Raw genomic sequence first — 25,535 nt, forward strand, 5'->3', positions numbered from 1 at the left:
TTTGGATATAAATACATAATGGGCTGAATATGGATATGTTCATCCTGTACTTCAAATGTGATACAATGTTCATACTTATGTTTAGATGGAGAAGTAGGTGAAAGCTATGCGTATTTTAGAAAAAGCGCCAGCTAAGATCAATCTGTCACTTGACGTCACCCGAAAACGCCCGGATGGCTATCATGAAGTCGAAATGATCATGACGACAATTGATTTAGCTGATCGAATTGAATTGACGGAGCTTGCAGAGGATGAAGTGAGGGTTTCCTCCCACAACCGATTTGTGCCTGATGACCAAAGAAACTTAGCTTATCAGGCTGCCAAGCTGATCAAGGACAGATACAACGTGAAAAAGGGAGTTTCCATCATGATTACGAAGGTAATTCCGGTGGCTGCCGGTCTTGCCGGCGGAAGCAGTGATGCGGCGGCGACACTCAGAGGGCTGAACAGACTGTGGAATTTAAATCTGTCCGCGGAAACGCTTGCTGAGCTTGGAGCGGAAATTGGCTCTGACGTTTCATTTTGTGTCTATGGCGGAACTGCATTAGCAACAGGGCGCGGCGAGAAAATTAAACATATCAGCACGCCTCCGCACTGCTGGGTCATTTTAGCGAAGCCGACAATCGGTGTATCAACTGCTGAAGTGTACAGAGCGCTGAAACTGGATGGTATAGAGCATCCCGATGTACAAGGCATGATCGAGGCGATAGAAGAAAAGAGTTTTCAGAAGATGTGCAGCCGGTTAGGCAATGTGCTTGAATCTGTTACACTCGATATGCATCCTGAAGTTGCGATGATCAAAAACCAGATGAAACGCTTTGGTGCAGATGCCGTGTTAATGAGCGGGAGCGGCCCGACAGTGTTTGGACTGGTTCAGTATGAGTCGAAGGTGCAGAGAATTTATAACGGGTTAAGAGGCTTCTGCGATCAAGTTTATGCGGTGAGAATGATCGGCGAACAGAACGCTCTTGATTAAATCCGTATATTAAGTTATATTGATCTTAAAATATTCGGATTTTGGGGGTAAGTTCATGAAGTTTCGTCGCAGCGGCAGATTGGTGGACTTAACAAATTATTTGTTAACCCATCCGCACGAGTTAATACCGCTAACCTTTTTCTCTGAGCGGTATGAATCTGCAAAATCATCGATCAGTGAAGATTTAACAATTATTAAACAAACCTTTGAACAGCAGGGGATTGGTACTTTGCTTACTGTTCCCGGGGCTGCCGGAGGCGTTAAATATATTCCGAAAATGAAGCAGGCTGAAGCTGAAGAGTTTGTGCAGACACTTGGACAGTCGCTGGCAAATCCTGAGCGTATCCTTCCGGGCGGTTATGTATATTTAACGGATATCTTAGGAAAGCCATCTGTACTCTCCAAGGTAGGGAAGCTGTTTGCTTCCGTGTTTGCAGAACGCGAAATTGATGTTGTCATGACCGTTGCCACGAAAGGCATCCCTCTTGCGTATGCAGCTGCAAGCTATTTGAATGTGCCTGTTGTGATCGTTCGTAAAGACAATAAGGTAACAGAGGGCTCCACAGTCAGCATTAATTACGTTTCAGGCTCCTCAAACCGCATTCAAACAATGTCACTTGCGAAAAGAAGCATGAAAACGGGTTCAAACGTACTCATTATTGATGACTTTATGAAAGCAGGCGGCACCATTAATGGTATGATTAACCTGTTGGATGAGTTTAACGCAAATGTGGCGGGAATCGGCGTCTTAGTTGAAGCCGAAGGAGTAGATGAACGTCTTGTTGACGAATATATGTCACTTCTTACTCTTTCAACCATCAACATGAAAGAGAAGTCCATTGAAATTCAGAATGGCAATTTTCTGCGTTTTTTTAAAGACAATCTTTTAAAGAATGGAGAGACAGAATCATGACAAAAGCAGTCCACACAAAACATGCCCCAGCGGCAATCGGACCTTATTCACAAGGGATTATCGTCAACAATATGTTTTACAGCTCAGGTCAAATCCCTTTGACTCCTTCAGGCGAAATGGTGAACGGCGATATTAAGGAGCAGACTCATCAAGTATTCAGCAATTTAAAGGCGGTTCTGGAAGAAGCGGGTGCTTCTTTTGAAACAGTTGTAAAAGCAACTGTATTTATCGCGGATATGGAACAGTTTGCGGAAGTAAACGAAGTGTACGGACAATATTTTGACACTCACAAACCGGCGAGATCTTGTGTTGAAGTCGCGAGACTCCCGAAGGATGCGTTAGTCGAGATCGAAGTTATTGCACTGGTGAAATAATAAGAAAAGTGATTCTGGGAGAGCCCGGGATCACTTTTTTATTTACCTTATGCCCGAAATGAAAGCTTTATGACCTAATTGTGTAACTATATCCTATTTTTTCAAAAAATATTTTAAAAACGAGCAGGATTTCAGAAAAAATCGTGGAATTGATACACTAATGCTTTTATATAGGGAAAAGGTGGTGAACTACTGTGGAAGTTACTGACGTAAGATTACGCCGCGTGAATACCGATGGTCGCATGAGAGCGATTGCATCCATCACGCTGGATCACGAATTTGTTGTACATGATATTCGTGTGATTGATGGAAACAATGGTCTTTTCGTTGCGATGCCGAGTAAACGCACCCCTGATGGAGAGTTCCGCGATATTGCTCATCCTATTAATTCAAGCACGCGAGGAAAGATTCAAGATGCCGTGTTAAATGAGTATCATCGTCTGGGTGACACTGAAGCATTAGAATTCGAAGAAGCTGGAGCTTCTTAAAAAATAACCAAAAAGCAAGGACTGCTGAAAGGGCTGACATAAGCCTTTTGCCGGCGGTCCTTTTTTAATTCTGATTTTTCAAACTTAGTTGCACTCAATAGAAAATTCTTGCACTTCATGAAGTCTCCTTGAAATCAGAAGATATTTAGGATATATTTTTCTATGGATAAAAGGGATATTGGAGGCCAATAAATGGATAAGCGGTTTGCAGTTGTTTTAGCGGCTGGACAAGGAACGAGAATGAAATCGAAGCTTTATAAAGTCCTTCATCCAGTTTGCGGTAAGCCTATGGTAGAGCACGTCGTGGACGAAGCCTTAAAATTATCTTTATCAAAGCTTGTCACGATTGTCGGACATGGTGCGGAAGAAGTGAAAAAGCAGCTTGGTGATAAAAGCGAGTACGCGCTTCAAGCAGAACAGCTTGGCACTGCTCATGCTGTAAAACAGGCACAGCCATTTCTTGCTGACGAAAAAGGCGTCACAATTGTCATTTGCGGAGATACGCCGCTTTTGACAGCAGAGACGATGGAACAGATGCTGAAAGAACATACACAAAGAGAAGCGAAAGCTACGATTTTAACTGCGGTTGCAGAAGATCCAACCGGATACGGCCGCATTATTCGCAGCGAAAACGGAGCGGTTCAAAAAATCGTTGAGCATAAGGACGCCTCTGAAGAAGAACTTCTTGTAACTGAGATCAACACCGGTACGTATTGTTTTGACAATGAAGCGCTATTTCGGGCTATTGATCAGGTGTCTAATGATAATGCCCAAGGCGAGTATTATTTGCCGGATGTCATAGAGATTCTTAAAAATGAAGGCGAAACTGTTGCCGCTTACCAGACTGGTAATTTCCAAGAAACGCTCGGAGTTAATGATAGAGTTGCTCTTTCTCAGGCAGAACAATTTATGAAAGAGCGCATTAATAAACGGCATATGCAAAATGGCGTGACGTTGATCGACCCGATGAATACGTATATTTCTCCTGACGCTGTTATCGGAAGCGATACTGTGATTTACCCTGGAACTGTGATTAAAGGTGAGGTGCAAATCGGAGAAGATACGATTATTGGCCCTCATACGGAGATTATGAATAGTGCCATTGGCAGCCGTACGGTTATTAAACAATCGGTAGTCAATCACAGTAAAGTGGGGAATGATGTAAACATAGGACCTTTTGCTCACATCAGACCTGATTCTGTCATCGGGAATGAAGTGAAGATCGGGAATTTTGTAGAAATTAAAAAGACTCAATTCGGAGACCGAAGCAAGGCATCTCATCTAAGCTATGTCGGCGATGCTGAGGTAGGCACTGATGTAAACCTGGGCTGCGGTTCAATTACTGTCAATTATGATGGAAAGAATAAGTATTTGACAAAAATTGAAGATGGCGCGTTTATCGGCTGCAATTCCAACTTGGTTGCCCCTGTCACAGTCGGAGAAGGCGCTTATGTGGCGGCAGGTTCAACTGTTACGGAAGATGTACCTGGAAAAGCACTTGCTATTGCCAGAGCGAGACAAGTAAATAAAGACGATTATGTGAAAAATATTCATAAAAAATAATCCTAAATTCGGAGGTTTATCCATGTCTAATCAATACGGAGATAAGAATTTAAAGATTTTTTCTTTGAATTCGAATCCAGAGCTTGCAAAAGAAATCGCAGATATAGTTGGAGTTCAATTAGGGAAATGTTCTGTCACAAGATTTAGTGACGGGGAAGTCCAAATTAATATCGAAGAAAGTATTCGCGGATGTGATTGTTACATCATCCAGTCTACAAGTGACCCCGTTAACGAGCATATTATGGAACTGCTGATTATGGTAGATGCGTTAAAACGCGCTTCTGCAAAAACGATTAACATTGTTATTCCTTATTACGGTTATGCGCGTCAAGACAGAAAAGCAAGATCCCGTGAGCCAATCACAGCTAAACTTTTCGCTAACCTGCTTGAAACAGCCGGTGCGACTCGTGTGATTGCACTTGACCTGCATGCGCCGCAAATTCAAGGATTCTTTGATATACCGATTGACCACTTAATGGGTGTTCCGATTTTAGGAGAATATTTTGAAGGCAAAAATCTTGAAGATATCGTCATTGTTTCACCAGACCATGGCGGTGTGACACGTGCCCGCAAACTGGCTGACCGACTAAAAGCGCCAATTGCGATTATCGATAAACGCCGTCCGCGTCCAAACGTGGCGGAAGTCATGAATATTGTAGGTAACATCGAAGGGAAGACTGCTATCCTCATCGATGACATTATTGATACTGCAGGTACGATTACACTTGCTGCTAATGCGCTCGTTGAAAACGGAGCGAAAGAAGTATATGCATGCTGTACACACCCTGTACTATCAGGCCCTGCGGTTGAACGGATTAATAATTCAACAATTAAAGAGCTTGTTGTGACAAACAGCATCAAGCTTCCCGAAGAAAAGAAAATTGAACGCTTTAAGCAGCTTTCAGTCGGACCGCTTCTGGCCGAAGCGATTATTCGCGTTCATGAGCAGCAATCTGTCAGCTACCTTTTCAGCTAAACCGATTTTGAAAGGTTTAAACCTTTATCGTTTTGGGTATTGTTTGTAATAGGACAACTAAAACGACAATAGGATGGTGCTGAATATGGCAACTTTAACGGCAAAAGAAAGAACGGACTTTACTCGTTCGTCTCTTCGGAATATCCGTACTTCAGGACATGTTCCAGGTATCATATATGGGAAGGGTACGGGTAACAAACCTGTGTCATTAGACAGTGTGGAGCTCATCAAAACGCTGAGGGACGAAGGCAAAAATGCAGTCATTACGCTTGAGGTCAGCGGAGAAAAACACTCAGTCATGGTAACAGACCTGCAGACGGACCCGCTGAAAAATGAAATCACTCATGCTGATTTTCAAGTAGTTAATATGAGTGAGGACATTGAAGTGGAAGTTCCGATTCATCTGACCGGAGAAGCCATTGGAGTGAAAAACGGAGGCGTACTGCAGCAGCCGTTATATGCACTTACTGTAAAGGCCAAGCCAAAAGCCATTCCGCAAACGATTGAGGCTGATATTTCAAGCCTCGATGTAAATGAAGTACTGACGATTGCAGATTTGCCTGCTGGCGGTGACTACTCCTTTAATCATGAATCAGATGAGGTTGTGGCTTCAATCCTTCCTCCGCAGCAGCAGGAAGCAGCTGAGGTCGATGAAGAGGAATCTGCCGATGCTCAGCCAGAAGGTGAAAACGAACAATAATAGCTTAAGGCGTAACCCTCCCGCGGTTACGTCTTTTGTGCTAGAATGAGAAGAATTATAGCCCGTTTATGAAGACGGGAGTTATGTGACTAAGGGAGGATTCGCCATGCTTGTGATTGCCGGTCTCGGAAACCCGGGGAAGAACTATGAAAATACACGGCATAATGTCGGATTTATGGTGATAGATCAGCTTGCAAAGGAATGGAATATAGAGCTGAATCAAAATAAATTTAACGGATTATACGGAACCGGATTTGTTTCCGGCAAAAAGGTTCTACTTGTTAAACCGCTTACATATATGAATTTATCAGGAGAATGTTTGCGGCCTTTAATGGACTACTATGATGTCGATAACGAAGATTTGACAGTCATTTATGACGACCTTGACCTTCCGACTGGCAAGATCCGTTTAAGAACGAAAGGAAGCGCCGGAGGGCACAATGGCATCAAATCACTGATCCAGCATCTTGGTACATCCGAGTTTGACCGTATCCGCATCGGAATCGGCCGGCCTGTAAACGGCATGAAGGTCGTTGATTATGTGTTAGGCTCCTTTACCAAGGAGGAGGCACCTGAGATCGAAGAAGCGGTTGATAAATCTGTGAAGGCTTGTGAGGCTTCTTTGAGTAAACCGTTTTTAGAAGTCATGAACGAATTTAACGCAAAGGTATAAAATGTAACAACAAAGTCCATACTACACCAAAATGACTTTTTCATCAGGAGGTCCCTTGTATGGCTTTGCATTATTATTGTCGTCATTGCGGAGTGAAAGTAGGCAGTCTCGAATCTTCAATGGTATCGACAGACTCACTTGGATTTCAGCACTTAACAAATGAGGAAAGAAACGATATGATTTCTTATAAAGAAAATGGAGATGTCCATGTTTTGACGATATGTGAAGACTGCCAAGAGGCGCTTGACCGAAATCCGCATTACCACGAATATCACACATTTATTCAATAAAAAGCTTTGGTGTAGACACTAGACCAAAGCGTTTTTCTGTTCTCACAGGAAACAGAGAGGAGGGGCCATATGGACAACATTCAAACCTTTATAAAAGAAAGCGATGACTTTAAATCCATCATCAACGGTTTACACGAGGGCCTGAAGGAACAGCTGCTCGCGGGTCTGTCGGGTTCCGCGCGTTCTGTTTTTACTTCTGCTCTGGCTAATGAAACGAATAAGCCTATCTTTCTAATCACCCATAACTTATATCAAGCCCAGAAAGTAACAGATGATCTGACTTCACTTCTAGAGGATCGGTCTGTCCTTTTGTACCCCGTCAATGAACTCATTTCATCAGAAATCGCAGTTGCAAGCCCTGAATTGCGGGCGCAGCGATTAGATGTCATTAATAGACTAACGAATGGAGAAGCGCCAATTGTCGTTGCTCCGGTAGCTGCAATCAGAAGAATGCTGCCGCCTGTTGAGGTGTGGAAAAGCAGCCAGATGCTCATTCAAGTAGGCCATGATATTGAACCTGACCAGCTTGCCTCACGGCTGGTAGAGGTAGGGTATGAGCGGTCTGATATGGTTTCTGCGCCCGGGGAATTCAGTATTCGCGGGGGAATCATTGACATTTATCCGTTGACTTCAGAGAATCCGGTGAGAATTGAACTTTTTGACACCGAGGTGGATTCAATCCGCAGCTTTAATTCAGATGATCAGCGGTCAATTGAGACCCTTACCTCGATCAATATCGGTCCCGCGAAGGAATTAATTATCAGACCGGAAGAAAAAGCGCGGGCGATGGAGAAAATCGATAGTGGTCTTGCCGCGAGCCTGAAAAAATTAAAGGCTGACAAACAAAAAGAAATACTTCATGCGAATATTTCTCACGATAAAGAACGCTTGTCTGAAGGCCAGACAGATCAGGAGCTCGTGAAGTATCTCTCATATTTCTATGAAAAGCCTGCTAGTTTACTAGATTATACACCTGATAATACACTCCTGATTTTGGATGAAGTCAGTCGGATTCATGAGATGGAAGAACAGCTTCAAAAAGAAGAAGCGGAGTTTATCACAAATCTTCTTGAGGAAGGGAAGATTTTGCATGATATTCGTTTGTCATTCAGCTTCCAGAAAATAGTGGCTGAGCAAAAACGGCCTCTGCTGTACTACTCTTTATTTTTGCGGCATGTACACCATACGAGCCCGCAAAATATTGTCAATGTGTCAGGCCGGCAAATGCAGAGTTTCCATGGCCAAATGAACGTGCTTGCGGGCGAAATGGAGCGTTTTAAAAAATCAAATTTCACTGTTGTGTTCTTAGGAGCAAACAAGGAACGTACACAGAAATTGTCATCTGTTTTGGCTGATTATGATATCGAGGCCGCCGTGACAGACAGCAAAAAAGCGCTTGTTCAGGGACAGGTCTATATCATGGAAGGCGAGCTCCAATCAGGATTTGAGCTGCCGTTAATGAAGCTTGCCGTTATTACGGAAGAAGAACTGTTCAAAAACCGTGTAAAGAAGAAGCCGCGAAAACAGAAGCTTACCAATGCAGAACGCATCAAAAGCTATTCTGAGCTTCAAATTGGAGATTATGTCGTTCATATTAATCACGGGATCGGAAAATACCTGGGGATCGAAACTCTTGAAATCAACGGCATTCATAAAGACTATTTAAATATACATTATCAGGGCAGTGACAAGCTTTACGTCCCTGTAGAACAAATTGATCAGGTCCAAAAATATGTCGGCTCCGAAGGAAAAGAGCCAAAGCTGTATAAATTAGGCGGAAGTGAATGGAAGCGGGTCAAGAAAAAAGTAGAGACATCCGTTCAGGATATTGCTGACGACTTAATTAAGCTGTATGCCGAAAGAGAAGCGAGCAAGGGCTATGCGTTTTCTCCTGACCATGAGATGCAGCGTGAATTCGAATCGGCTTTCCCTTATCAAGAGACTGAGGATCAGCTCCGTTCGATTCACGAAATCAAAAAAGACATGGAAAGAGAACGTCCGATGGACCGCTTGCTGTGCGGAGATGTGGGCTACGGTAAAACAGAGGTTGCCATACGTGCCGCGTTTAAGGCGATCGGTGACGGAAAGCAGGTAGCTCTGCTCGTTCCGACAACCATTTTGGCACAGCAGCACTATGAAACCATAAAAGAGCGCTTCCAGGACTATCCGATTAATATCGGCCTTCTCAGCAGGTTCAGAACGAGAAAAGAAGCAAACGAAACAATCAAAGGGCTGAAAAACGGAACGGTTGATATCGTCATCGGGACGCATCGGCTGCTATCAAAGGATGTCGTGTATAAAGACTTAGGGCTCCTCATCATTGATGAAGAGCAGCGTTTCGGTGTAACCCATAAAGAAAAGATCAAGCAAATAAAAGCCAATGTTGATGTATTAACGTTAACAGCAACGCCGATTCCGCGTACGCTGCATATGTCTATGCTTGGCGTAAGGGACCTTTCAGTCATCGAGACTCCGCCGGAAAATCGCTTCCCCGTACAGACGTATGTTGTGGAATATAACGGCGCTCTTGTCAGAGAGGCGATTGAACGTGAGCTTGCACGCGGAGGCCAGGTCTATTTCTTGTACAACCGGGTAGAGGACATTGAGCGGAAAGCGGATGAAATTTCAATGCTAGTCCCTGACGCGAAGGTAGCATATGCGCATGGGAAAATGACAGAAAATGAATTAGAAACCGTTATGCTAAGCTTCCTTGAAGGAGAATCAGACGTTCTCGTCAGCACAACCATTATCGAAACTGGCGTGGACATCCCAAACGTCAATACGCTGATCGTATTTGACGCCGACAAGATGGGACTTTCTCAGCTTTACCAGCTGCGGGGGCGTGTCGGCCGTTCTAACCGTGTGGCGTATGCGTACTTCACGTATCGCCGGGATAAAGTGCTGACAGAAGTGGCTGAAAAAAGGCTGCAGGCTATTAAAGAATTCACAGAGTTAGGTTCCGGTTTTAAAATCGCAATGCGTGACTTAACGATTCGCGGAGCCGGGAATCTTCTTGGTGCCCAGCAGCATGGCTTCATCGATTCGGTCGGATTTGACCTCTATTCACAAATGCTGAAGGAGGCCATTGAGGAGCGTAAAGGAGACACAGCGAAGACAGAGCAGTTTGAAACAGAAATTGATGTCGAGCTTGATGCGTATATTCCGGAAACTTATATTCAAGACGGCAAACAGAAAATTGATATGTATAAACGCTTCAGGTCTGTGGCGACAATCGAAGAGAAGAATGAGCTTCAAGATGAAATGATCGACCGCTTTGGAAACTATCCAAAAGAAGTCGAATACTTGTTTACTGTTGCAGAAATGAAAGTCTATGCGAGACAGGAACGTGTCGAGCTGATTAAGCAGGATAAAGATGCTGTCAGATTGACGATTTCTGAAGAAGCAAGTGCTGAAATTGACGGGCAGAAGCTGTTTGAGCTTGGCAATCAATATGGCAGACAAATCGGACTGGGAATGGAAGGGAAAAAACTCAAAATCTCCATACAGACGAAAGGCCGTAGTGCTGATGAATGGCTCGACACCGTGCTGGGCATGCTGAAGGGCTTAAAAGATGTGAAAAAGCAAACCATTTCATCAACGTAAATTTTGTTACTCTCTGGTGTATATTACATTTGATGTGACGGATACTAATTTCAAGCGAGGCGGAAGGTACATAAAGTAACTGCTTTAGGTCTTTCCCACATGTATATACCATCAAATGAAAGAGAGGCACCAGAGATGAAAGCAACCGGTATCGTACGTCGTATTGATGACTTAGGTCGGGTCGTGATTCCTAAAGAAATTCGAAGAACTCTGAGAATCAGGGAAGGCGATCCGCTTGAGATTTTTGTAGATCGTGACGGAGAAGTGATTTTGAAAAAGTACTCTCCGATCAGTGAGCTTGGAGACTTTGCAAAGGAGTATGCAGACGCGCTTTACGACAGCCTCGGCCATTCAGTGCTGATTTGTGATCGTGATGTATATATTGCCGTGTCCGGCAGCTCCAAAAAAGATTACTTAAACAAGTCAATCAGCGAAATGCTGGAAAGAACAATGGATCAGCGCAGCTCCGTGCTTGAGAGTGATGCGAAATCAGTACAGCTTGTGAATGGAATTGATGAGGACATGAATTCTTATACTGTAGGCCCAATTGTGGCGAACGGTGATCCGATAGGTGCTGTGGTGATCTTTTCAAAAGATCAGACAATGGGCGAAGTAGAGCATAAAGCCGTTGAAACAGCAGCTGGATTTTTGGCTCGTCAAATGGAACAGTAGGTCTTATTCCTTTCTTCGAAAATAGGTATGTAAAGAACAGCTCTCCTTGGGACGCTGTTCTTTTTCATGCGTGCCGAAAAAGGAATCCAAGGGTTGGGATGTGGTATAATAACCTCGTTTTTATTTGTGCCGCGGTAATACGTGAACCGTATTGCCCCTGACGTTGGGAAGGAGCTTTTGGATGGACGATTCAATAGGCGTTAAACGGCATTGGATTTGGCAGGGGGCTTTTGTTTTAATTCTGGCAGGCGTCATCACAAAAATTTTAAGCGCTGTTTACAGAGTCCCGTTTCAAAACATTGTCGGCGATGTTGGATTTTATATATATCAGCAGGTATATCCCTTTCTTGGTATTGCGGTCATGCTGTCCACATCAGGATTTCCAGTCATTATTTCAAAGCTGATGAATGATTATAGTGAAAAAAATCATCACACCATATTAAAAATATCTGCGTTGTTTTTGTCTTTAATCGGTATTTTATTATTTCTTTGTTTATATCTGGGTGCTGTTCCTATTGCACTCTTTATGGGAGATTCGCATCTAGCCGTGTTAATTCAAGTGACCGCGTACGCGTTTCTGCTGTTCCCATTTGTCGCGTTGCTTAGAGGTGGTTTTCAGGGGCGGCACGAAATGCTCCCTTCAGCCTTATCACAGATGACAGAGCAATTTCTGCGAGTTGCGGTGCTCTTGGGTTTATCATTTTGGCTCGTGAAAAAGGGAGCCTCACTTTATACTGCGGGAGCGGCAGCCGCTTCAGGCTCCCTTGCCGGAAGTTTGGTTGCATTGGTGATACTGGGGTTTTTTTGGTTTAAAACGAATAGATACAACCAAACGGATAGGCAAAATGAAAATGTCATCACAACAAAAGAATTGACGAAAAAACTGCTTTTATATTCGGTTACAATTTGTGTAAGCAGTTTGCTGCTTTTGTTTATCCAGCTTGTTGATGCTTTGAATTTATATGCATTGCTTTCGGGTGGTGAGGCAAGCGAAGAAGCAAAACGCCTAAAGGGGATCTATGATCGGGGACAACCCTTGCTGCAGCTCGGTTCAATTTTCGCGGTAAGCATTGCGACGTCACTCGTTCCGTATATTTCTATGGCTGTAAAAAACAAAGAGCTGAAGATCATGAAAGAAAAAATCACGTCATCTTTGAAACTATGCCTTGTGCTCGGTACAGGCGCATCGGCTGGGTTGATTTGCATTCTAAAGCCGGTAAATATCATGCTGTTTCAAAATGGAGAAGGGACAGGTGCGTTACAAGTATTTAGCTGCTCCATTTTGTTTGCATCCTTGGCGGTAACGGCAGCGGCAGTCTTACAGGGAGCGGGATACACAGTTTTTCCTGCGATAGCGGTGGGCGCGGGTGTTGCGGTGAAATGGGTGTTAAACACACTTTTGGTTCCGCGCTATGGGATTGAAGGCGCATCGCTTGCGACAGCGGCTTCCTTTGCGGCTGTCGCCGGCCTTAACTTGTATCAGCTTCGGCAAAAGGAATGGCTCGATAAGCTTAGAGGCGTTTTGATTCCGATTATTGGATCTGCTCTTTTGATGTCAGCTGTTTTGCTTGCGTATACGCGTCTCTGGACTTTCTTGTTTCCTGCAACAGGAAGAGGAGCGGCTGTGATTGAGAGTCTTTCTGCTGTTGCCATTGGTGGCGCGGTGTTTATTTATTGTATGATGAGATTGGGAATATTTACAGATGAAGAGCTGAACAGTGTGCCATTCGGCAGCAAGTTAAGCAAATTCATGAGAAGGAGAGAACAAAATGGCGGGTAAAATTACAGTCGTCGGACTTGGTGCCGGAGACATGGACCAATTGACAATTGGTATACACAAGCTGCTGACGAAGGCAGATACGCTGTATGTCAGAACCAAGGATCATCCTTTAATTGAGGAGCTTGAAAAAGAAACGAAGAACATCCGTTTCTTTGATGATATATATGAGAAACATGATCAGTTCGAGGCGGTATATGAAGAAATTGCAGATATCCTCTTTGAAGCGGCGCGGCGTGAGGACGTGGTTTACGCTGTGCCGGGACACCCTTTTGTCGCAGAAAAAACAGTTCAGCTGCTGACGGAGCGGCAGGAAAAGGAAAACGTTCAAGTGAAAGTCGCGGGGGGACAAAGTTTCCTTGATGCCACATTCAATGTCTTGCAAATTGACCCGATTGAAGGTTTTCAATTTGTGGATGCCGGCACATTGTCCGCGGATGAGCTTGAGCTCAGACATCATCTGATCATATGTCAGGTTTACGACCAAATGACGGCTTCTGAAGTCAAGCTGACATTGATGGAGAAGCTGCCTGATGATTATGAGGTCGTCATTGTGACTGCAGCAGGCAGCCGTGGCGAGGAGATCAGGACAGTGCCATTATTTGAGCTGGACCGCAATGTCGCCTTGAACAACTTAACAAGTGTGTATATTCCGCCGATTAAAGAAGAGAAGCTGCTTTATCACGAATTCTCCACGTTCCGAAGCATCATCAGAGAGCTTCGCGGACCTAATGGATGTCCGTGGGATAAAAAGCAGACGCATCAGTCATTAAAGCAGTACATGATTGAAGAATGTTATGAGCTTCTCGAAGCTATTGACGAAGAAGACACAGACCATATGATCGAAGAGCTTGGCGACGTTTTGCTTCAGGTCTTGCTTCACGCGCAAATTGGTGAAGATGAAGGTTATTTCACAATTGATGATGTCATAAAAGGAATCAGTGAAAAAATGGTCCGAAGACATCCCCATGTGTTTAAAGATGTTAAGGTTCAGGATGAAAACGATGTTTTAGCCAATTGGGAAGATATAAAAAAGGCCGAAAAAAATACATCTGAATCATCGTTACTAGACAGCGTACCGAAAACCCTTCCAGCTCTTTCGAAAGCTGCTAAATTGCAGAAAAAAGCAGCGAAGGTCGGTTTTGACTGGGAAGACGTCAGCGATATTTGGGAAAAGGTAAGTGAGGAAATGAAGGAATTTTCTTCTGAGGTTTCTGAAGCTCCTCACGAACACAATCTTAAAGCTGAGTTTGGCGACATTTTGTTCGCGCTGGTGAATGTAGCCCGCTTCTACAAAATAGAGCCAGAGGAAGCGCTGACCATGACTAATGACAAATTCCGGAGACGGTTCTCGTACATTGAGGAAACAGCGAAGGAAGAGGGAGTCGAGTTGGCTGATATGTCCCTTGAGGACATGGACAAACTGTGGAATGAAGCAAAAGAAACTGAGAGGAGATCATAGATATGAGATTAGATAAATTTTTGAAAGTATCACGGCTGATCAAACGGCGTACACTAGCGAAGGAAGTAGCTGACCAAGGACGAATCTCTATTAACGGAAACCAAGCTAAAGCTAGCTCTGACGTAAAACCGGGAGATGAACTAACGGTCCGCTTCGGCCAAAAGCTTGTAACGGTTCAAGTTAATGAATTGAAAGACACGACGAAAAAAGAAGAAGCTGCAAACATGTACACGATTCTAAAAGAAGAAAAACTCGGCGAATAGGCTTGTTCTAAAAAAATCCCCCTCCTCATACAATGCAGTAATAATGCTAAAAGTATCGAGGATATGGGGGCTGAATAGATGAATTCATATTATGATCAAAAAGGTTCTTCGTCTGTTCCGGAACAGCATGATGTGACAATGAAAGGCCGGAAGCATTTAGATATTTCTGGGGTTAAGCATGTGGAGAGTTTTGATAACGAAGAATTCCTGCTGGAAACGGTGATGGGAATGCTCTCCGTCAGAGGCCAAAACCTGCAGATGAAAAATCTTGATGTGGAAAAAGGGATTGTTTCGATTAAAGGCAGGGTATTTGATTTAGTGTACTTAGACGAACAACAAGGGGATAAAGCTAAAGGGTTTTTTAGCAAGTTGTTTAAATGACGCTGACGACACAATTCTATACAATGCTGGCGATGTCCGGTATGGGTCTCTGGCTTGGTGCTTCGCTTGATACATACCGGCTCTTTGTCATTCGTGCCAAAACAGCCAGATGGCTATTATTTATTCATGATATTCTTTTCTGGATTGTGCAAGGGCTGCTTTTCTTTTATGTCTTGCTTCATGTAAATGAGGGAGAATTCAGGATTTACATCTTTTTAGCGGTTCTGCTGGGCGTTGCGACGTATCAGAGCCTTTGCAAACGAATCTATATAAAAATACTGAAATTCGTCATTTACCTTGTTGTTTCTGTTTATCAATTCTTCAAAAAACTCATTCAGCACGTGTTATTTCGTCCTATTGTGTGGACATGCGGAGCGATCATCTGGATGGCGGCATTTTTATTCAAGAAAACATACAGCCTGATAGGTTTTCTCCTGCTGTGTCTATATAAAATAGTCATGGTTCTGTGTTTTCCGATCCGTTTTATCGCGAAACAATGTTTGAAACTTCTTCCTGTGAAAATGCGTCTAACTTTTAGACGTTATTTTGAAAAAGGTGCAGGATTTCTCAAAAAGAAGAAGAAACTATTGATAACCATAAGAACGACCATTACACGGTTTTTGAAGAAATGAAAGGAGGACCGTCTGGTTTGAATTTTTCCAGGGAACGAACGATAACTGAAATACAAAACGACTATAAAGAACAAGTAGAACGGCAAAATCAGCTGAAGAAACGAAGACGCAAAGGGCTGTACAGACGGTTAACTGTATTCGGCGCCCTAGTATTCCTGACGGCAATTGTGCTGGCAAGCTCTGTATGGTCCCAAACATCTTCCCTTAGTGCAAAAGAAGAAAAGAAAGAACAGCTTGAAAAAGAACTCAAAAGTTTAAAGACAAAACAAACGGATTTAAAAGAAGAAATATCCAAATTGAAGGATGAAGATTACGTCACAGAGCTTGCCAGAAGGGACTTATTCATGTCTGGAGACGGAGAAATTATCTTCAATGTGGAGAAGAAGAGTAAGTAGCCTTGTTGACACTTAAATTTTTATTTAGGTATAATTAAGCAAACGATCTTTTTATAAGCCTAAGGAGGAGCACTTTTTTTATGTCGATTGAAGTTGGCAGCAAGTTGCAAGGGAAAATTACAGGTATTACAAATTTTGGAGCATTTGTTGAATTGCCTGGAGGCTCAACCGGTCTCGTTCACATTAGTGAGGTAGCTGATAATTATGTCAAAGACATTAACGACCACTTAAAAGTCGGCGACCAAGTTGAAGTGAAAGTCATCAACGTTGAAAAAGACGGGAAAATTGGTTTATCTATTAAAAAAGCTAAAGACCGTCCGCAAGCCAGACCTAGAAATGATTTCCGTCCGAAAGAATCTTTTGAACAGAAAATGAATAAGTTTTTAAAAGACAGCGAAGATCGCTTGTCATCTTTAAAACGCAATACGGAATCAAAACGTGGAGGGCGCGGAGCAAGAAGAGGATAACTTGCTGCTTTCTATAAAATAAATGAAGCATCCGTTCATCCCGACGGATGCTTTTTTATTATCCTCATTCTCTTTAAGAGTCAGAAAATTACAACATTAAAGTTTCTGTTGACGAAAGAGACAAACCTTTGTATTATATAACTTGTGCTTAGAAGCACAAAACAATATGGCGGTGTAGCTCAGCTGGCTAGAGCGTACGGTTCATACCCGTGAGGTCGGGGGTTCGATCCCCTCCGCCGCTACCATATTTGTTTGGCCCGTTGGTCAAGCGGTTAAGACACCGCCCTTTCACGGCGGTAACACGGGTTCGAATCCCGTACGGGTCATCCTAAAAAATCGGTTTCTCTTGCAGAAGCCGATTTTTTTCATTTTTAGACAACATTCCGGAAATTCTTTTCATAAACGAATATCAAGGCAGAAACCGTCGAAGATTTCTTTGGTATTGTTACCTTCTTTTGACAAAATCCTATCTGTGCTTTCGCTATAATGACAGGCAACGAATATAACAGGTGGGAGATGAGAGGAATGGAAAAAGCAGAAAGAAGAGTGAACGGGCCAATGGCGGGACAAGCTTTGGAAAAACTCCAATCGTTTTTTAACAGGGGCACGAAGCTGGTGACTCATCATTTGCATTCACTGTTTTTCTATAAAGGATTCATTTATGTTGTTATCGGATTTTTGCTTGGACGGGCTTTCATATTATCCGAGGTGCTTCCTTTCGCACTTCCTTTCTTTGGAGCGATGCTTCTCATCAGAAGAGACAAAGCGTTTTATGCGGTTTTGGCTGTGCTTGCAGGTGCGCTGACCATATCTCCAAAGCACTCATTGCTCATACTGGCGGCATTGCTGGCATTCTTCGTATTTTCTAAAGTGGCTGCCTTCATTACCGACGATCGTGTTAAAGCGCTCCCGATTGTCGTGTTCTTCTCGATGGCTGCAGCAAGAGCCGGGTTTGTTTATGCCCAAAATGGCGTATTTACAACCTATGATTATGTAATGGCTATCGTTGAGGCTGGACTGTCGTTTATCTTAACACTGATTTTCCTTCAGAGCCTTCCGATTTTTACTGTGAAAAAAGTGAAACAATCATTAAAAATAGAGGAAATCATTTGCTTTATGATTCTTATTGCCTCTGTTTTAACGGGGCTGGCCGGCTTGTCCTACCAAGGGATGCAGGCAGAACATATATTGGCTCGTTATGTTGTATTGAGTTTTTCCTTTATTGGCGGAGCAAGCATCGGCTGTACGGTTGGTGTTGTGACCGGCCTGATTCTTGGCTTGGCGAATATCGGAAACCTATATCAAATGAGTCTGCTTGCTTTTTCCGGTTTATTGGGTGGTTTGCTGAAGGAAGGGAAAAAAGCGGGTGCAGCAATCGGTCTGATCGTTGGATCACTTCTTATATCTTTATATGGTGAAGGCTCTGCCGGTCTGATGACAACGCTCTATGAGTCATTAATCGCAGTCGGCCTGTTTTTGCTCACACCTCAATCTATTACAAGGAAAGTGGCGAGATATATTCCGGGAACTGTCGAGCATCTTCAAGAGCAACAGCAATACGCTAGAAAAATCCGAGATGTCACTGCTCAGAAGGTAGACCAGTTCTCCAATGTATTTCACGCGCTGTCTGAAAGCTTTGCAACCTTTTACCAAGCATCAGACGAACAGACAGATGACAGCGAAGTTGATCTGTTCTTAAGCAAAATCACGGAGCATTCCTGTCAGACGTGCTACAAGAAAAACAGGTGCTGGGTACAGAACTTTGATAAAACATATGATTTAATGAAACAAGTTATGCTTGAAACAGAGGAAAAAGAATATGCATCAAACCGAAGGCTGAAAAAAGAGTTTCAACAGTATTGTTCTAAATCCAAGCAGGTTGAAGAGCTGATTGAGGATGAGCTCGCACATCATCATGCCCATTTGACACTCAAGAAAAAAGTCCAAGACAGCAGGCGCCTTGTTGCTGAACAGCTTTTAGGCGTTTCTGAAGTCATGGCCGACTTTTCTCGGGAAATAAAAAGAGAGCGAGAACAGCACTTTCTGCAGGAAGAGCAAATCATAGAAGCGCTTCAGCATTTCGGAATTGAGATTCAGCATGTCGAGATCTATAGTCTTGAACAAGGAAATATCGATATTGAAATGACCATTCCGTTCAGCGGACATGGAGAAAGTGAAAAAATCATTGCTCCTATGCTGTCTGACATTCTGGAAGAACAAATTCTTGTGAAAGCCGAACAGCACTCTCCGCATCCGAATGGATACAGCCATGTTGCCTTTGGATCAACAAAATCATACAGGGTGTCCACGGGAGCTGCTCACGCTGCGAAGGGCGGCGGCCTTGTCTCCGGCGACAGCTACAGCATGATGGAGCTTGGAGCCAGAAAATATGCTGCAGCAATCAGTGACGGAATGGGCAATGGCGCAAGAGCGCACTTTGAAAGCAATGAAACGATCAAGCTTCTTGAAAAAATCCTTGAATCGGGAATTGATGAAAAAATAGCAATTAAAACGATCAACAGCATACTGTCTCTAAGGACAACTGACGAAATATATTCCACGCTTGACCTGTCTATTATCGATCTTCAAGATGCCAGCTGTAAATTTTTGAAGGTTGGATCGACGCCTAGCTTTATCAAACGGGGTGACCAGGTCATGAAAGTTCAAGCGAGCAATCTGCCAATCGGTATTATTAATGAATTCGATGTGGAGGTTGTGAGTGAACAGCTGAAAGCGGGTGACCTCTTAATTATGATGAGTGATGGCATTTTTGAGGGGCCTAAGCATGTGGAAAATCACGACTTATGGATGAAACGTAAAATGAAAGGGTTGAAAACAAATGACCCGCAGGAGATTGCCGATTTGCTTATGGAAGAAGTCATCCGCACAAGATCCGGCCAAATTGAGGACGATATGACTGTTGTTGTTGTCCGGATTGATCACAATACACCGAAGTGGGCATCCATTCCTGTTCCGGCAATCTTTCAAAACAAACAAGAAATTTCATAACGCTTCCGTATAAATCAAATTTCTTCTGGCGAAGATGGGAATATATGAATCTGAGAATCCTCGTATTCTCCAGGAGGAATGAATGTGAACAACGGACATTTAAATCAAATTTTGCTGATAACGGATGGCTGCTCAAACCATGGGGAAGACCCGCTTGCAATGGCTGCTTTTGCTAAAGAGCAGGGGATTACGGTAAATGTCATTGGTATAATGGAAGAAAATCAAATTGACCCTGAGGCAATGAAGGAAGTCGAAGGGATTGCACTTGCCGGAGGAGGCGTGCATCAAGTCGTTTATGCATCTCAGCTTTCACAAACTGTTCAAATGGTAACAAAAAAAGCGATGACGCAAACCTTACAAGGTGTAGTCAATCAAGAACTGAAACAGATTCTCGGAAAGAATGTGGAAATGGAAGAGCTTTCCCCGGAAAAACGCGGCGAAGTCATGGAAGTGGTAGACGAGCTTGGAGAAACGGTGCATCTTCAGGTTTTGGTTCTTGTTGATACAAGTGCAAGTATGGCGCCAAAGCTTCCAACAGTAAAAGAGGCACTGATTGATTTGTCTGTAAGCCTCAATTCTCGAATCGGGAATAACGAATTTGCGATGTGTATATTTCCCGGGAAAAAACAAGAGGTCGAGCTTGTGCTGAACTGGACACCGAAGCTGCAATCTCTTTCCACACTCTTTGCAAAGCTTTCGACAGGCGGCATCACGCCGACAGGTCCGGCGATTCGTGAAGCGACACTGCAGTTTGAAAAAATACGCTCAAGAAGGGGCATGCTGGCAGATGATGAACGACGCTTTGACGAGTTTGGCATGTAGCCTCAAGCCGGGTACGACAATCAAAGGCAAGTGGAATGGAAACACTTATACATTGCGTAAACAGCTTGGTAAAGGGGCCAATGGAATTGTGTATTTGGCAGAAGCATCAGATGGACATGTTGCCTTAAAGGTGAGTGATGACAGCCTGTCTATTACTTCTGAAGTGAATGTCTTGAAATCTTTCTCAAAGGCCCAGTCCGTTACGATGGGGCCTTCTTTTTTTGATACGGATGATGCCTATATTCCCAGTACCAATACGAAAGTTTCATTTTATGCAATGGAATACATAAAAGGGCCGCTGCTTTTGAAGTATGTCAGTGATAAAGGAGCAGAGTGGATACCGGTATTAATGATTCAGCTGTTATCCAGCTTATCGGTGCTTCACCAGCAAGGATGGATATTCGGCGATCTTAAACCTGATAATCTGATCGTAACTGGTCCGCCCGCAAGGATCCGCTGCATTGATGTGGGCGGCACGACAAAGGAAGGCCGGGCGATAAAAGAGTATACGGAGTTTTATGACAGAGGCTATTGGGGGTATGGAACAAGAAAGGCAGAGCCATCCTATGATCTGTTCGCAGTTGCCATGATTATGATCAACAGTGTGCATAAAAAAGAATTTAAGAAAACGAACCAGCCCAAAGAACAGCTTAGGTCTCTCATCGAAGGAAACCCGCTGCTTCATAAGTATAAAAAAGTGCTTTTTTCAGCCTTGAACGGAGATTATCAATCCGCAGATGAAATGAAAAAGGATATGCTAGACGCGGGGCAAAAAGCAGCACAAAGAAAACAGCCTATAAAAGCATCACCGCAGCCTGCCACACGACAAAGACAGCAAAAACCGCGCCAAGGAAAAATAACGAAGAGGCGATATACCCCAAAACAGAAACCGGCTAAGTCGGGGGGGTTATTTGAAACAACGCTTATCGTGATCAGTGTTTTAGCGCTTTATTTCGCCTATATTATCTTTTTCTTAATCTGAATGGCGCAAACTGCAGAGCCTATGCTTCTTCTTTGCTTGGAGGGGTTGAAAGTGTTAGGATATGAATATCTTTAAAATACCTGCTCATTGTGAGGAGGACATTGTGAAAAGTGTCAAAGATTTTTTAAACAAACACAATCTTACGTTAAAAGGGGCGACGATCATTGTAGGCGTTTCTGGCGGTCCGGACTCAATGGCTCTTCTTCACGCGTTGCATACGTTATGCGGCCGTTCAGCGAATGTTATTGCAGCTCACGTTGACCATCGGTTCAGAGGTGCGGAATCCGAAGAGGACATGCGTTTTGTCCAAGCTTATTGTAAAGCTGAACAGCTCGTGTGCGAAACGGCTCAAATCAATGTAACCGCATATGCACAGGAAAAAGGACTCAATAAGCAGGCTGCAGCACGCGATTGCCGCTACCAGTTTTTTGAGGAAATCATGTCGAAGCACCAAGCGGACTATCTGGCTCTTGCGCATCATGGTGATGACCAGGTTGAAACAATGCTTATGAAACTGGCTAAGGGCACGCTTGGAACGGGACTTGCGGGAATGCAACCGGTTAGACGTTTTGGGACGGGGCGGATTATCAGGCCGTTCTTAACCATTACAAAGGAAGAGATCCTTCACTATTGCCGTGAAAACGGCTTGAGCTACCGGACGGATGAAAGCAACGCCAAAGATGACTACACAAGAAACAGATTCAGAAAAACAGTGCTCCCGTTTATGAAGCAGGAATCTCCGGATGTGCATAAAAGGTTTCAGAAAGTGAGTGAAGCACTGACGGAAGATGAGCAATTCTTACAGTCATTAACGAAAGATGAAATGAATAAAGTAATCACAAGCCAGTCTAATACATCAGTTGAAATCAATTCCTCTCAATTGCTTGCCCTCCCGATGCCTTTACAAAGAAGAGGAGTTCAACTAATATTAAACTATCTTTATGAAAACGTTCCATCATCCTTTTCAGCCCATCACATTCAGCAGTTTCTCGATTGGGCGGAAAATGGCGGTCCTTCAGGAGTACTGGACTTTCCGAAAGGGCTGAAGGTGGTCAAATCATATCAGACATGTTTGTTTACATTTGAACAATGGCAGTGCAAAAATGTTCCCTTTGAATACCAAATTAGCGGAGCTGCTGATGAAACGGCAGTGCTCCCTAATGGATATCTGATAGAGGCAAGGCATTATGCGGACTCGCCTGAAGAACATGGGAATGCTGTTTTTATCACAAGTGAAAAAAAGGTGCGATTTCCCTTAACAATCCGGACGAGAAAAGCTGGAGACCGGATCAAACTAAAAGGGATGAACGGCTCAAAAAAGGTAAAGGATATATTTATTGATAAGAAATTGCCTCTCCAAGAAAGAGACAACTGGCCGATTGTGACGGACGCAAGCGGTGAAATTATCTGGATACCTGGCTTGAAAAAATCAATTTTTGAAGATCTTGTGATTCCAAACAGCGACCGCATTGTATTACAATATAGACAGCATGAAAAGTGTAGGGGGCAAGCAAAATCATGATGAAACATGATATCGAGAAAGTACTGATCTCAGAGGAAGAGATACAAAAGAAAGTAAAAGAGTTAGGTGCAGAATTAACGAGCGAGTATCAAGATACATTTCCGTTGGCAATCGGTGTGTTAAAAGGAGCACTTCCTTTTATGGCAGATCTTATCAAGCATATTGATACATATTTGGAAATGGATTTCATGGATGTATCAAGCTACGGAAATTCTACGGTTTCTTCTGGAGAAGTAAAAATCATTAAAGATTTGGATACATCTGTAGAGGGCCGGGACATCTTAATTATTGAAGATATCATCGACAGTGGGTTAACCTTAAGTTATCTCGTAGAGCTCTTCCGATACCGTAAAGCAAAATCAATTAAGATTGTTACCCTTTTGGATAAACCGAGCGGAAGAAAAGCGGACATCAAAGCAGACTTTGTCGGTTTTGAAGTTCCTGACGCGTTTGTAGTGGGTTACGGACTTGATTATGCTGAGCGCTATCGCAATCTGCCTTATATCGGAGTGTTAAAACCGGCAGTTTATGAAAGCTGATCGGCAGCCTGCTTCCGAGATGGTTATTGTTTGTATTGGAATGATTTTCTATGGTACTATTGAACATAGTTGTGCTTACTGTGGGAGGAGGTAAGGAATGAATCGGGTCTTCCGTAATACCATTTTTTATTTACTTATTTTATTAGTAGTAATCGGGGTTGTGAGCTACTTCCAGACCTCAAATCCGAAAACAGAAAATATGTCGTACAGTACGTTCATCAAAAACCTGGATGACGGGAAAGTTGATAGCGTATCGGTTCAGCCTGTCAGAGGTGTTTATGAGGTAAAAGGGCAGCTGAAAAACTACGACAAAGATCAATACTTTTTGACTCATGTTCCTGAAGGAAAGGGAGCAGACCAGATATTTAACGCTTTGAAAAAGACAGACGTAAAGGTTGAGCCCGCGCAAGAAACAAGCGGATGGGTGACGTTCCTGACGACCATCATCCCATTTGTCATTATCTTTATTCTGTTTTTCTTCCTGCTCAATCAGGCTCAAGGCGGCGGCAGCCGTGTCATGAACTTTGGCAAGAGTAAAGCGAAGCTGTATACAGAGGAAAAGAAACGCGTCAAATTTAAAGACGTTGCAGGGGCTGACGAAGAAAAGCAAGAACTTGTTGAAGTTGTTGAGTTTCTGAAAGATCCCCGCAAGTTTGCCGAGCTCGGCGCCAGAATACCGAAAGGCGTGCTTTTAGTCGGACCTCCGGGTACCGGTAAAACATTGCTTGCCAAGGCTTGTGCAGGAGAAGCCGGCGTACCTTTCTTCAGCATCAGCGGATCTGATTTCGTTGAAATGTTTGTAGGGGTCGGTGCTTCCCGTGTGCGTGACTTGTTTGAAAATGCGAAAAAGAATGCGCCTTGTTTGATCTTCATTGATGAAATTGACGCAGTCGGACGCCAGCGTGGCGCTGGTCTCGGCGGTGGACACGATGAACGTGAACAGACGCTAAACCAATTGCTTGTTGAAATGGACGGATTCAGCGCTAATGAAGGAATTATCATCATTGCTGCGACGAACCGTGCGGACATCTTGGACCCAGCCTTACTTCGTCCGGGACGTTTTGACCGTCAAATCACAGTGGACCGCCCAGATGTCATTGGCCGTGAAGCTGTATTGAAAGTCCATGCGAGAAACAAACCGCTGGATGAAACGGTTAACCTAAAATCAATTGCCATGAGAACACCAGGCTTCTCAGGCGCTGACTTAGAAAACCTCTTGAATGAAGCTGCGCTTGTAGCGGCTCGTCAAAACAAGAAAAAAATCGATGCGCGTGATATTGACGAAGCGACGGACCGTGTAATTGCCGGACCCGCTAAGAAGAGCCGCGTTATCTCCAAGAAAGAACGCAATATCGTGGCTTATCACGAAGGCGGACACACCGTTATCGGTCTCGTTTTAGATGAGGCAGATATGGTTCATAAAGTAACGATTGTTCCTCGGGGCCAGGCTGGCGGTTATGCTGTTATGCTGCCAAGAGAAGACCGTTATTTCCAAACAAAGCCGGAGCTGCTTGATAAAATTGTCGGCCTCTTGGGCGGACGTGTTGCTGAAGAGATTATCTTCGGTGAAGTCAGCACAGGGGCGCACAATGACTTCCAGCGTGCGACGAATATTGCAAGACGAATGGTTACAGAATTCGGTATGTCAGAAAAACTGGGACCGTTGCAATTTGGACAGTCTCAGGGCGGTCAGGTATTCTTAGGCCGTGATTTCAACAATGAACAGAACTACAGTGATCAAATCGCTTATGAAATTGATCAGGAAATTCAGCGCATCATCAAAGAATGTTATGAGCGTGCGAAACAAATCCTGACTGAAAATCGTGACAAGCTTGAATTGATTGCCCAAACGCTTCTGAAAGTTGAAACGCTTGACGCTGAACAAATCAAACACCTTATCGATCATGGAACATTACCTGAGCGTAATTTCTCAGATGATGAAAAGAACGATGATGTGAAAGTAAACATTCTGACAAAAACAGAAGAAAAGAAAGACGATACGAAAGAGTAATTCGCTTTCTTTCTAAAAAAACTGCCGGCTGACGCTGGCAGTTTT

24 protein-coding genes and 2 tRNA genes are annotated in these 25,535 nt (G+C 43.6%); all 26 read left to right on the plus strand.

All coding sequences use genetic code 11. The features are described from left to right. The first annotated feature begins 106 nt into the window (after positions 1–106). On the plus strand, positions 107–976 hold the full coding sequence (gene ispE, locus QF06_RS19230; protein WP_003226742.1) for a 4-(cytidine 5'-diphospho)-2-C-methyl-D-erythritol kinase: 870 nt from the start codon (positions 107–109) through the stop codon (positions 974–976). A 55-nt stretch (positions 977–1,031) separates the two neighbouring features. Continuing rightward, positions 1,032–1,889, plus strand: coding sequence for a pur operon repressor (purR, locus tag QF06_RS19235; RefSeq protein WP_003218342.1), 858 nt, complete (start codon positions 1,032–1,034; stop codon positions 1,887–1,889). Then, entirely contained in the window at positions 1,886–2,263 is a 378-nt protein-coding gene (gene ridA, locus QF06_RS19240; protein WP_003226738.1) for a 2-iminobutanoate/2-iminopropanoate deaminase, read from the plus strand. The genes purR and ridA overlap by 4 nt, the downstream gene beginning before the upstream one ends. A 194-nt stretch (positions 2,264–2,457) precedes the next feature. Further along, positions 2,458–2,751 (plus strand): septation regulator SpoVG, encoded by a 294-nt coding sequence (gene spoVG, locus QF06_RS19245; protein ID WP_003218346.1) that lies wholly within the window; start codon positions 2,458–2,460, stop codon positions 2,749–2,751. A gap of 192 nt (positions 2,752–2,943) precedes the next feature. Next, entirely contained in the window at positions 2,944–4,314 is a 1,371-nt protein-coding gene (gene glmU, locus QF06_RS19250) for a bifunctional UDP-N-acetylglucosamine diphosphorylase/glucosamine-1-phosphate N-acetyltransferase GlmU (protein WP_041850257.1), read from the plus strand. A gap of 22 nt (positions 4,315–4,336) precedes the next feature. Next, positions 4,337–5,290 carry a ribose-phosphate diphosphokinase gene (locus QF06_RS19255; RefSeq protein ID WP_003218353.1) on the plus strand — a complete coding sequence of 318 codons (954 nt, stop codon included), beginning with the start codon at positions 4,337–4,339 and terminating at the stop codon, positions 5,288–5,290. Positions 5,291–5,375: 85 nt separating this feature from the next. After that, a complete protein-coding gene (locus QF06_RS19260) occupies positions 5,376–5,990 on the plus strand; it encodes a 50S ribosomal protein L25/general stress protein Ctc (RefSeq protein WP_043940261.1) in 615 nt (204 codons plus the stop codon). A 106-nt stretch (positions 5,991–6,096) separates the two neighbouring features. Continuing rightward, complete coding sequence (gene pth / locus QF06_RS19265; RefSeq protein ID WP_003226727.1) at positions 6,097–6,663, plus strand: aminoacyl-tRNA hydrolase; 567 nt, start codon at positions 6,097–6,099, stop codon at positions 6,661–6,663. Between the two features lie 59 nt (positions 6,664–6,722). Further along, entirely contained in the window at positions 6,723–6,953 is a 231-nt protein-coding gene (gene fin / locus QF06_RS19270; protein ID WP_003243417.1) for an anti-sigma-F factor Fin, read from the plus strand. A gap of 69 nt (positions 6,954–7,022) precedes the next feature. Further along, a complete protein-coding gene (gene mfd / locus QF06_RS19275; protein ID WP_014478601.1) occupies positions 7,023–10,556 on the plus strand; it encodes a transcription-repair coupling factor in 3,534 nt (1,177 codons plus the stop codon). Positions 10,557–10,691: 135 nt separating this feature from the next. Then, positions 10,692–11,228 (plus strand): stage V sporulation protein T, encoded by a 537-nt coding sequence (gene spoVT, locus QF06_RS19280; protein ID WP_003218365.1) that lies wholly within the window; start codon positions 10,692–10,694, stop codon positions 11,226–11,228. A gap of 181 nt (positions 11,229–11,409) precedes the next feature. Next, positions 11,410–13,008, plus strand: a complete 1,599-nt coding sequence (locus tag QF06_RS19285) for a putative polysaccharide biosynthesis protein (protein ID WP_032730643.1) — start codon at positions 11,410–11,412, stop codon at positions 13,006–13,008. Continuing rightward, positions 12,998–14,467 (plus strand): bifunctional methyltransferase/pyrophosphohydrolase YabN, encoded by a 1,470-nt coding sequence (gene mazG, locus QF06_RS19290; RefSeq protein WP_003226718.1) that lies wholly within the window; start codon positions 12,998–13,000, stop codon positions 14,465–14,467. The genes QF06_RS19285 and mazG overlap by 11 nt, the downstream gene beginning before the upstream one ends. Before the next feature lie 2 nt (positions 14,468–14,469). After that, a complete protein-coding gene (locus QF06_RS19295) occupies positions 14,470–14,730 on the plus strand; it encodes an RNA-binding S4 domain-containing protein (RefSeq protein ID WP_003226716.1) in 261 nt (86 codons plus the stop codon). Between the two features lie 78 nt (positions 14,731–14,808). Then, a complete protein-coding gene (gene yabP / locus QF06_RS19300; protein ID WP_003226714.1) occupies positions 14,809–15,111 on the plus strand; it encodes a sporulation protein YabP in 303 nt (100 codons plus the stop codon). Next, positions 15,108–15,743 (plus strand): spore cortex biosynthesis protein YabQ, encoded by a 636-nt coding sequence (gene yabQ / locus QF06_RS19305; protein WP_003226711.1) that lies wholly within the window; start codon positions 15,108–15,110, stop codon positions 15,741–15,743. The genes yabP and yabQ overlap by 4 nt, the downstream gene beginning before the upstream one ends. A gap of 17 nt (positions 15,744–15,760) precedes the next feature. Next, entirely contained in the window at positions 15,761–16,138 is a 378-nt protein-coding gene (gene divIC / locus QF06_RS19310; protein ID WP_003243211.1) for a cell division protein DivIC, read from the plus strand. A gap of 80 nt (positions 16,139–16,218) precedes the next feature. Then, positions 16,219–16,605 (plus strand): S1 domain-containing RNA-binding protein, encoded by a 387-nt coding sequence (locus QF06_RS19315; RefSeq protein WP_003218379.1) that lies wholly within the window; start codon positions 16,219–16,221, stop codon positions 16,603–16,605. A 168-nt stretch (positions 16,606–16,773) separates the two neighbouring features. Further along, positions 16,774–16,850: transfer RNA gene (locus tag QF06_RS19320), tRNA-Met, on the plus strand. Positions 16,851–16,859: 9 nt separating this feature from the next. Next, a tRNA-Glu gene (locus QF06_RS19325) sits at positions 16,860–16,931 on the plus strand. A gap of 199 nt (positions 16,932–17,130) precedes the next feature. Then, positions 17,131–19,614 (plus strand): stage II sporulation protein E, encoded by a 2,484-nt coding sequence (spoIIE, locus tag QF06_RS19330; protein WP_015253002.1) that lies wholly within the window; start codon positions 17,131–17,133, stop codon positions 19,612–19,614. 84 nt (positions 19,615–19,698) lie between these two features. After that, entirely contained in the window at positions 19,699–20,436 is a 738-nt protein-coding gene (locus QF06_RS19335) for a vWA domain-containing protein (RefSeq protein ID WP_003243782.1), read from the plus strand. Then, a complete protein-coding gene (gene prkT, locus QF06_RS19340) occupies positions 20,402–21,418 on the plus strand; it encodes a serine/threonine protein kinase PrkT (protein ID WP_019712374.1) in 1,017 nt (338 codons plus the stop codon). Before QF06_RS19335 ends, prkT begins: the two co-directional genes overlap by 35 nt. Positions 21,419–21,521: 103 nt before the next feature. Beyond that, the gene (gene tilS / locus QF06_RS19345) at positions 21,522–22,940 is read left to right on the plus strand and encodes a tRNA lysidine(34) synthetase TilS (protein WP_019712373.1); all 1,419 of its coding nucleotides are present in this window, start codon (positions 21,522–21,524) and stop codon (positions 22,938–22,940) included. Then, on the plus strand, positions 22,937–23,479 hold the full coding sequence (hpt, locus tag QF06_RS19350; RefSeq protein WP_003226700.1) for a hypoxanthine phosphoribosyltransferase: 543 nt from the start codon (positions 22,937–22,939) through the stop codon (positions 23,477–23,479). Before tilS ends, hpt begins: the two co-directional genes overlap by 4 nt. A gap of 97 nt (positions 23,480–23,576) precedes the next feature. Continuing rightward, positions 23,577–25,490, plus strand: coding sequence for an ATP-dependent zinc metalloprotease FtsH (ftsH, locus tag QF06_RS19355; protein WP_003243881.1), 1,914 nt, complete (start codon positions 23,577–23,579; stop codon positions 25,488–25,490). Positions 25,491–25,535 lie beyond the last annotated feature (45 nt).

The organism is Bacillus sp. YP1 (genome assembly GCF_000877815.1).
In the GTDB taxonomy this organism is placed as follows: Bacteria; Bacillota; Bacilli; order Bacillales; family Bacillaceae; genus Bacillus; species Bacillus subtilis.

Coding starts and splice junctions, on each gene's coding strand:
- QF06_RS19295 (WP_003226716.1), top strand. CDS start 14,470: ATGAGATTAGATAAATTTTTGAAAGTATCACGGCTGATCAAACGGCGT.
- pth (WP_003226727.1), top strand. CDS start 6,097: ATGCTTGTGATTGCCGGTCTCGGAAACCCGGGGAAGAACTATGAAAAT.
- QF06_RS19255 (WP_003218353.1), top strand. CDS start 4,337: ATGTCTAATCAATACGGAGATAAGAATTTAAAGATTTTTTCTTTGAAT.
- QF06_RS19285 (WP_032730643.1), top strand. CDS start 11,410: ATGGACGATTCAATAGGCGTTAAACGGCATTGGATTTGGCAGGGGGCT.
- ispE (WP_003226742.1), top strand. CDS start 107: ATGCGTATTTTAGAAAAAGCGCCAGCTAAGATCAATCTGTCACTTGAC.
- hpt (WP_003226700.1), top strand. CDS start 22,937: ATGATGAAACATGATATCGAGAAAGTACTGATCTCAGAGGAAGAGATA.
- yabP (WP_003226714.1), top strand. CDS start 14,809: ATGAATTCATATTATGATCAAAAAGGTTCTTCGTCTGTTCCGGAACAG.
- purR (WP_003218342.1), top strand. CDS start 1,032: ATGAAGTTTCGTCGCAGCGGCAGATTGGTGGACTTAACAAATTATTTG.
- QF06_RS19315 (WP_003218379.1), top strand. CDS start 16,219: ATGTCGATTGAAGTTGGCAGCAAGTTGCAAGGGAAAATTACAGGTATT.
- yabQ (WP_003226711.1), top strand. CDS start 15,108: ATGACGCTGACGACACAATTCTATACAATGCTGGCGATGTCCGGTATG.
- mfd (WP_014478601.1), top strand. CDS start 7,023: ATGGACAACATTCAAACCTTTATAAAAGAAAGCGATGACTTTAAATCC.
- glmU (WP_041850257.1), top strand. CDS start 2,944: ATGGATAAGCGGTTTGCAGTTGTTTTAGCGGCTGGACAAGGAACGAGA.
- spoIIE (WP_015253002.1), top strand. CDS start 17,131: ATGGAAAAAGCAGAAAGAAGAGTGAACGGGCCAATGGCGGGACAAGCT.
- mazG (WP_003226718.1), top strand. CDS start 12,998: ATGGCGGGTAAAATTACAGTCGTCGGACTTGGTGCCGGAGACATGGAC.
- QF06_RS19260 (WP_043940261.1), top strand. CDS start 5,376: ATGGCAACTTTAACGGCAAAAGAAAGAACGGACTTTACTCGTTCGTCT.
- spoVT (WP_003218365.1), top strand. CDS start 10,692: ATGAAAGCAACCGGTATCGTACGTCGTATTGATGACTTAGGTCGGGTC.
- prkT (WP_019712374.1), top strand. CDS start 20,402: ATGATGAACGACGCTTTGACGAGTTTGGCATGTAGCCTCAAGCCGGGT.
- ridA (WP_003226738.1), top strand. CDS start 1,886: ATGACAAAAGCAGTCCACACAAAACATGCCCCAGCGGCAATCGGACCT.
- ftsH (WP_003243881.1), top strand. CDS start 23,577: ATGAATCGGGTCTTCCGTAATACCATTTTTTATTTACTTATTTTATTA.
- fin (WP_003243417.1), top strand. CDS start 6,723: ATGGCTTTGCATTATTATTGTCGTCATTGCGGAGTGAAAGTAGGCAGT.